Source organism: Paenimyroides tangerinum (assembly GCF_003865405.1).
Taxonomy (GTDB): domain Bacteria; phylum Bacteroidota; class Bacteroidia; order Flavobacteriales; family Flavobacteriaceae; genus Flavobacterium; species Flavobacterium tangerinum.
On the sequence record NZ_RQVQ01000033.1, the window covers coordinates 25,755 to 33,308 of the forward strand.

Genomic DNA, 7,554 nt, shown 5'->3' on the forward strand with positions numbered 1-7,554 from the left:
TCAATACTTTTCATTGTTATGTTTATGAACTCACTAAAAAAGTAAGCCCTGAATGCTATGCACAATCAGGGCTTTCAAACTAACTCAAATTTTGGTAAAAGGGGAACAAAATCACTCTAAACAGTAGTGAATTTGTATTATATAAGATTATTGTTTTACCACTTTAAGTGTTTTTTGATTGTTTCCTGATTTTATCTTTAGAATATAATTTCCTTGTGGAAATACAGACAAATCAATTGAAGTTGTATTAGTATTTATTTTCTTATCTACTATTCGCTGTCCTAATAAATTAAAAATTTCAATTCCTGATATTTCTTGTTCAGAAGAAATGTTTAAAATATCTTTTACAGGATTTGGATATGCTTTTACTTCTAATAAATCAAAATCATTTACAGATAGAGGGCTTTCAATAACAGTTATTGTATAATCTCTTGTTTCACCTGAGCCAAAGTTAGTACAAGCATCAGTTGATAAAATTGAACTTCCGTAAGCTCTTGAACGAATTCGCATTTTGAAATCTCCTAAAATATCCGTTGGAATTGTAAAAGATGTCGTGTTTTGAGCATTCATATTGTTGACTAATTCTGTAAATTCATTAGCTTCAAATTCATCATTCTGATTGTAGTCAATCCAAATACATATTATTGCTTCGGAAGAAGTAAATGTGTAAATATCATAGCTTTGTCCTGCAACCAATGTAGCCGTTGTGTTTGATGTAGCCGGGTATTCGTGATAATATTCTGTAGGTTCGTCATAAGTATTATGATCGAATGACGTATCGTTTATCTTTACTGTAATAAATGAAGGTTCTAAACCACCACCCAGATTATCTGTACAAGGAGCAGCTATAGATTCCTGTTCCGTTATCTGAATGGAATCAATAGACCAATAAAGCAAATATATCATTCCTGTTTGAGCAGGAGATTTATATACAAATCGGTATTTTACGGTTTCAAAACCTGATATGTCTGATGCGTTTATTATAGAGGTATAGGATAGGCAAGTGGTCGATTCATCGATGTTGTCCAATGAAATTTCTTCGTGTTCTATCCAGGTTTCAGAATCTCCTTCTGCATATTCCACAAATAATTCAGGTTTTTGAAAAGGATTGCTTACTCCTAAAGCGTGGTATAAGTCTTTGATGCCGTGGGTAAGATTTATTTCAATATCTCCACCATTATAGTCATAGGAAGCTGTTTGAATCCAAAACATAGATTCCTGTTCAAAGATGCTTCCTATCAGTGCATTTTGTTGACATCTTGGATGTATTTCGGCATTACTTATTTCAAAACCTCCCTGCATTGTCCAGTCCGATGGGAATGGCTGTGTATTGAAATCAATATTTACTTGGGCTGATATGGTATTAAGGAATAATACCAATGCTAATGTTATTATTTTTTTCATATGATTTTTATTCTTTTATAATTTCAGAAGCTTTATAGGTGTTTCCGTCCAATAAAGCTTCAATTCTTTTTTGTAATTCTTCTTTTGATTGCTGTGTTTTGTCAAAAGAAATGTAAGCCAGTTTGGTTTCAAAATCTACTTTGGCAGAATCAATACCTTTTGCATTTGCTAATTTGTTTTCTATCATTTTGGCACAACCTAAAGCACAGGTCATTCCGTTTATTTCAAAATTTACCTCTTCTAAATTTTCAGGTAAAACAGCCACTTCTTTTGTTTCTGTTGATTGCGTTTTATCTTTCTGTACTTCTCCTTTACAGGAAACAATCAAAAACATAACTGATAAGCCTACTAATTTGATATAATCTTTCATATTACTACATTTTTAATTTTTTTGAACCATAGAAATCCCATTCAGAGTGGTTTCTGTTTTCCAACTCTGTGTATTTCAATCTCTTAATTTTTTGATTATTTAACTAATATTTACTTGAAATGAATTTTAATATTAATGACCTGTAAACTCTACATCACTCAATGTTTTCATAAATGAAATTAAGATCTCTTTTTCTTGTTCGGTAAGCGGAATTCTATTCCCATTATTTTTGAAAACTGGATCCAGATTATCTGCTCCTAAAACTCCATTGTCGAAATAATCCAAGACGTCTTTCAGTGTTGCAAACTGCCCGAAGCTTCCATAAGGTGAGGTGTATTCTACATTGCGTAAAGACGGTACACGAAAACTCATATATTCGTCCATATTTCCGGTAACTCTCGCTCTTCCTGCCTCGTTAGAATTTGTATTGATAGGAAATCCGATGTTTCGAAATGTTTGGTCGGTAAAGAGTTCCGTACTGTGACAAGTGGCACATTTCTGCTGAAAAACCTGATAGCCTTGCATTTCGTTTTCGGTAAATGTTGCTTCGTTTCGTTTTACTTTATCGTATTTACTATTGGCTGAAATCAAAGTATATTCATATTGGGCAATACTTCTGTAAATTCGTTCAGGTGTAATGTTTTCATCGCCGAATGTTTTCTGAAAAAGCTCTTTATAAGATGCATCGTTTTGGATTTTACCGATAACTTCCAAAATAGAAGAATCCATTTCTTCGTGTGTGATAATCGGAACAATCGGCTGATTTTCTAAACTTAATTTACTTCCGTCCCAGTTATAGAACCTCATAAAAGCAAGATTCTGAATAGGCGGTGTATTACGAAGCCCAATTCTTCCCTCAATTCCGATTGCCTGTACATTATTATCTGCAAATGCACTGGACTGAATATGACAGCTTGCACACGAAATAGTATTGTCTGCACTGAAACGTTTCTCGTGAAATAGTTTTTCTCCTAATGCTACTCCATACTTTGTTGGTTTGTTTGCATAAAATGAATTGTTTAACTTAGGAAAAACAACAGGAATATTTATTGATAATTCGGGATTATCGTATACAATTGGCTCATAGTCATCTTTGCTACAAGATGCCAACAAAAATATAAGAGGTAAAATTTTCTGAAAAACTTTCATTTTCTATGAATTATTTGAAGTGATTTTTTAGATAAAGCCTTCTGATTTAAGAAGGCTCTTGTAAGTCTAAATTAGTTTTCTACGTTAAGGACAGAGAACATTCCTTTATTATCTGTTGTACCGTTTCCTCCTATATTATCTACAAATTTCACCATTTGAACAGCTGTATGAATATTAGGCGTTGCATTATCTCCCATTCCATTTCCGGTTGAAAGCGTAATGGTATTAGAAACACCACTTAATAATTTATCAAAATCTGCTTTGATATTGATTTTAGGTGCTTTGCTTCCTACAACCGCATTTACAGGCAAGTCTAAAACAATGTTTCTGTAAGCATCAACTCCTTGAATGTAAGTGGATTCATCTCCATTTGTTCCTTCAACCGTACTTCCTGTATGGATAGACATTTCTTTGTTATCCGTATCATAAAATCCTTCGATTTTAGTAAAACGATAACCTGTTCCCCATTCCCACATCATTTCCGTGTCATTTGCTCCAGCTGTAGCATAGAAATTCGGGAATCTGGTTTGGTCTAACGTATTTAAATCACTTCGTACACCCAATCCGAATTTTATTTGTTTATATTCACCCGTCGGAATATTATTCATAATGTAACTTAATGAAGATGATTTTGATTGGTCAATAACCATAGCCCCTTTATCTAAATTATTTACATTATAAGGAATCTCGGTTCCATCGGCTTTAATCAAACGAATGTTACTGATCACATACTTCAATTCTGAAAAGCGATGAACTTGTCCTGCATCTGAAGTGTTTACACTTGCTGATGAAGAAGTAGCTCCTCCCAAAATAATTTCGGTATCACCAAAAGTGTTTTTGAAAGACAAGGTTACGTTGTTTGCAACAGCTGATGCATCATCATCACTGCTACATGATACAAATGCCAATGAAACGGCAGATAAAAAAAGGTACTTTTTTAGATTTCTCATTTTTTAAAATTTAGTTATTAGTATTTATTTTATAGTTAAAAATTAATTTTTAAAGACGTAAAAATATTACGTCCCATTCTTGGGATATTTCCCCAATCGGCATAGGTACTGTAATATTCATTCAATATGTTTTCGGCTCCTACCTGAATAGTTGTTCTGAAATTGTTAATATAAAAAGTATAATCGGCAGACAGATTCCAAACTATGTAAGAAGGTGTTTTGTCTTCTCCATATTCAGGACTATAATTTATTTGTTTCAAATCTCCGTTTATAGATGTTTGAAAACCAAAATCTTTGTAATGGTACTGTAGCGAAGTCTGATAACTCAATGGACGGATAAAAGGTAAATTTCCATCTTTATTATCTTTCCCACGGGCATAGGTCAATGTTCCTTTCCAATGCAAATGTTCTATTATATCGTATTTGGCATTGAGTGAAAAATTAAACAAAATTGCATAGTCTAATGAAGTATAGCCTTTGACACCAACCGACTGATAATTCATCGGGCTTCCCATACTTAAAATTCTTCCGATGATGTAATTCTGAATATGGAAATAATTGGCTTTTGCCTGAAGACTAAACTTCTCATTCTTGAAACCTGCACTTGCATTGATTTCATACGAAATTTCATTTTTCAAATCAGGATTTCCGATGTAATCGTAACGGTCAAAACTGTTGTAGATATAATATCCGTAACCTTCCGAAACAGATGGTGCACGATGACCATATCCGCCTCCGACAGAAAAATTAAATTGTTTGACATCTACATTGTAATCTGCATACAGACTTGGCAAAAATCTTGTTTTTTCCTGTGATGCTCCCGGATGAAAAATCCAGTTGAAATCCACATATTTAGAATGATTGTAATTCAACCCTAAAGAGCCTCCGAAATTTACCTGACTCTTTTCTGTAACCTCTAAAGAATTATTTACCGAAAGTCCTGCATATTTGGTTGTAACCCAAGGCCAGCTGTAGGCAAACATTGTTCTTTCGGTTCTGTCCTGCGGATACATTCGCATTTCTGCAATTGACAAATTATCATACGCATTCAGTTGTACTTCAGAAGAATAATTACCTTTCTTTAGGTTGATTTTAGAAACCAATCCGTAAGTGGTACTCCAACCAGGCATATCCATATGTACCAGATTTTCAGGTCGGGTAGTATCATCCATATAATGTTCTATGGCATTGAAATAAATTTTTGAATCCCAAACCCCTATCAAACCCTCTTCAAATAATTGCTTGTACGAAACTGAAGTAATTAAAGCTCTCGAAAGCCACAAATCCATCGGAAGTGCAGGATAACCAACATCGTTCGCTTGGTCAAAAATAGCATCAACGCGCAAAGAAGATAAATCACTTGTTTTGTAAGCCAATCCTAACGAACTATTGAATTTTTTGAATTGAGAATGATTGACTTCATTGTTGTTCCCGTCAGAATAATTTTCTGCTTTTCGATAAGAAATACTTCCGTCTGCTACGAATTTATTACTGGTAAAAGATATATTTCCGAGGTTGAAAAACTGCTTGTTGTTAAACTCAAATCCTGATTGATAAACACCTTTCCATTCTTTTATTTCACTAAATGAAGTATTTTTTCTTTTTAAGTCAATACTTCCTGCTACCGTTGAACCGTGCATACCTCCTTCCTGCCCTGATTTTATATCGATTGTAGAGAGATTATTGCTTTCCACATACGAAGTAATTGGATCCATTTTGTCGGTACAAGCTCCGAAAACGTGCATTCCGTCAATAGTAACGGTTGAACGTTCCGTACTCATATTATTCAACAATGGTTCCCACGCATAAGCTCCGCGCTTAATGAAACTTATTTGGTCAGAAGAAGCAAGAAACTCATCAACCGTAACCGCCATTTTCATTTCGGTTTCGATTTTCTTTTTGACAACCACATCTATTTTAATTTCTTCTAATTCTGTTGTCAATGTATCATTCTCAATGTTTTGAGCATTGGCAAATATTCCCAAAAAGCAAACTATAATTGTAATATATCTCATAGCATCAGAATAAGATATTAATATGAAGTTCACTTTTTGCTCCTTCGATTCCGGGTGTGAAATCGGTTGGTACTTCCGTTCCTTTGATGAGTGCTCCGTTTTGATTTAACATCATAAAATTTAATGTCCAGTTTCCGGTCATCGTGTAATTGACTACTCCATAATACAATCCGTCTGCCTTTTGGGTTAAATCCACGTTGTTAGGAGAAGAATGGTTTCCCATAGATGGTTCGGGCATTCTCGGGTCTAAAAGCAACGTATAGTTTTCTACTTCAGCGTACGAAAATTGCGATGGGTTGGGAAAAGTTCCTGCCGGTTCAGTAGGCTGGCTGTATTTGTAAATTCCTGCTACTAATTCATTTTCGGCAACCTTTGGTTTTTGAGGAGCAACGAGTGCAATAAAATACTGCTCTCCGTCATTACCTGTAAATGAAGTCATATTCAGGTTCATATTAGTTTGATTTTGGACAGTAACCAACTGGCTAACCGTATGTGTTTGATTACTACCTATGAAACTGATATACAAGTCCCAGTTTTCCATTGGGTTGCTTATGCTTGTAAATACTACATACCCCGAATAATATTGTTCTTCAGTATTATAAACCAAATGATACCTGTGCGGACAAGAAATTTTGTTGTTATCGGTATTGGTAAGTATAGGTAAAAAAGTAACATCCGAATTATTCAGAGCCTGATTGGTTTGGGTATTGGTAATGGTTAAACGGATCTCATTATATCCTTTATAAAAAGTACCGTTTAAAGCTTCAATACTGATTTTGAAATTACCACTATTGAATGAAGTAACTTCTTTAAATTCAAAATATTCTATAACGTCCCGGTTGATTTCGGCTTCAAAATCCGTTTTATCAAGCGTGCACGAGGTTGTAACTGCAAGTACTATTGCAATTACAAAATGTTTAAAAAATTTCATTTGTGATGAGTCTTTAATTAAAAACTATTGTGTGTCAACAGGTGCTATATGAGACTACGACGCTATTTGATTTATAAAGCGTTCTTACATTGTAATGCAACTGTTGACAAAATAGATTATTAGTGTTCTTTGCTGAATATTTACCATAATCAGTTTTAGATATTGAAGAAATCAATATCTAATAACAACACTATTTTAAAATTAAACGATTGGAGGTCTAAATACAGAATTTGTCTCTAAATGAGAGTAAGACAAATTATAATTTGAAGTTACTTTTGATTTGTGTAGGTAGAAGAGCTGTTTGAACCCAAAATTCTCTTCTATTTCCTGATAGAAAACAATACTTGTCTCTACAGAAAAATGTTTTTTATCGTTTCCTTTTTCAGTTGAACCGAAAGATTTTGCCAATTCTTTTTTCAAATGACATTTTCCGTTACATTCAAGTTTGGGTTTGTCTTTGTTTTCACAAAGCTCATTTTTAATATAGTCATAAAACACCACGTATTCCAAAACCGGAATCACAGGCTTAAAAAGCATAAACAATGCTAATATGACTATAAGTTTTTTCACTAAAGTAGTTTAATTTGGGACAAAGGTAATTGATACACTAATAACTAATCTATGATTTTAATCATATCAAAAGATATTTTATATCAAAATCAATTTTCACGATGCAAAATTCACTCGTTTTTTATCAATAGCCAAATTTTGGATTGAATGTGTAATTAAATGGAT

General features: G+C 33.6%; 7 protein-coding genes. All 7 read right to left on the reverse strand.

Annotation, left to right across the window (positions count from 1 at the left end; genetic code table 11):
• Positions 1–147 precede the first annotated feature (147 nt).
• A complete protein-coding gene (locus EG240_RS12685; RefSeq protein WP_125019759.1) occupies positions 148–1,404 on the reverse strand; it encodes a GEVED domain-containing protein in 1,257 nt (418 codons plus the stop codon).
• Between the two features lie 7 nt (positions 1,405–1,411).
• A complete protein-coding gene (locus tag EG240_RS12690; protein WP_125019760.1) occupies positions 1,412–1,774 on the reverse strand; it encodes a heavy-metal-associated domain-containing protein in 363 nt (120 codons plus the stop codon).
• Between the two features lie 132 nt (positions 1,775–1,906).
• Positions 1,907–2,923 carry a cytochrome-c peroxidase gene (locus EG240_RS12695; RefSeq protein WP_125019761.1) on the reverse strand — a complete coding sequence of 339 codons (1,017 nt, stop codon included), beginning with the start codon at positions 2,921–2,923 and terminating at the stop codon, positions 1,907–1,909.
• 71 nt (positions 2,924–2,994) lie between these two features.
• Positions 2,995–3,873: an MbnP family protein gene (locus EG240_RS12700; RefSeq protein WP_125019762.1), complete on the reverse strand. Its 879-nt coding sequence runs from the start codon at positions 3,871–3,873 to the stop codon at positions 2,995–2,997.
• A gap of 35 nt (positions 3,874–3,908) precedes the next feature.
• Complete coding sequence (locus EG240_RS12705; RefSeq protein ID WP_125019765.1) at positions 3,909–5,888, reverse strand: TonB-dependent receptor plug domain-containing protein; 1,980 nt, start codon at positions 5,886–5,888, stop codon at positions 3,909–3,911.
• Positions 5,889–5,892: 4 nt separating this feature from the next.
• The gene (locus EG240_RS12710) at positions 5,893–6,819 is read right to left on the reverse strand and encodes a hypothetical protein (RefSeq protein WP_125019763.1); all 927 of its coding nucleotides are present in this window, start codon (positions 6,817–6,819) and stop codon (positions 5,893–5,895) included.
• A gap of 201 nt (positions 6,820–7,020) precedes the next feature.
• Positions 7,021–7,389 (reverse strand): hypothetical protein, encoded by a 369-nt coding sequence (locus EG240_RS12715; protein WP_235830385.1) that lies wholly within the window; start codon positions 7,387–7,389, stop codon positions 7,021–7,023.
• Between the last annotated feature and the right edge of the window lie 165 nt (positions 7,390–7,554).

Excerpts from the sequence above, each read along its gene's own strand:
- EG240_RS12700 (WP_125019762.1), bottom strand. The coding sequence starts at position 3,873 with ATGAGAAATCTAAAAAAGTACCTTTTTTTATCTGCCGTTTCATTGGCA.
- EG240_RS12685 (WP_125019759.1), bottom strand. The coding sequence starts at position 1,404 with ATGAAAAAAATAATAACATTAGCATTGGTATTATTCCTTAATACCATA.
- EG240_RS12710 (WP_125019763.1), bottom strand. The coding sequence starts at position 6,819 with ATGAAATTTTTTAAACATTTTGTAATTGCAATAGTACTTGCAGTTACA.
- EG240_RS12705 (WP_125019765.1), bottom strand. The coding sequence starts at position 5,888 with ATGAGATATATTACAATTATAGTTTGCTTTTTGGGAATATTTGCCAAT.
- EG240_RS12695 (WP_125019761.1), bottom strand. The coding sequence starts at position 2,923 with ATGAAAGTTTTTCAGAAAATTTTACCTCTTATATTTTTGTTGGCATCT.
- EG240_RS12690 (WP_125019760.1), bottom strand. The coding sequence starts at position 1,774 with ATGAAAGATTATATCAAATTAGTAGGCTTATCAGTTATGTTTTTGATT.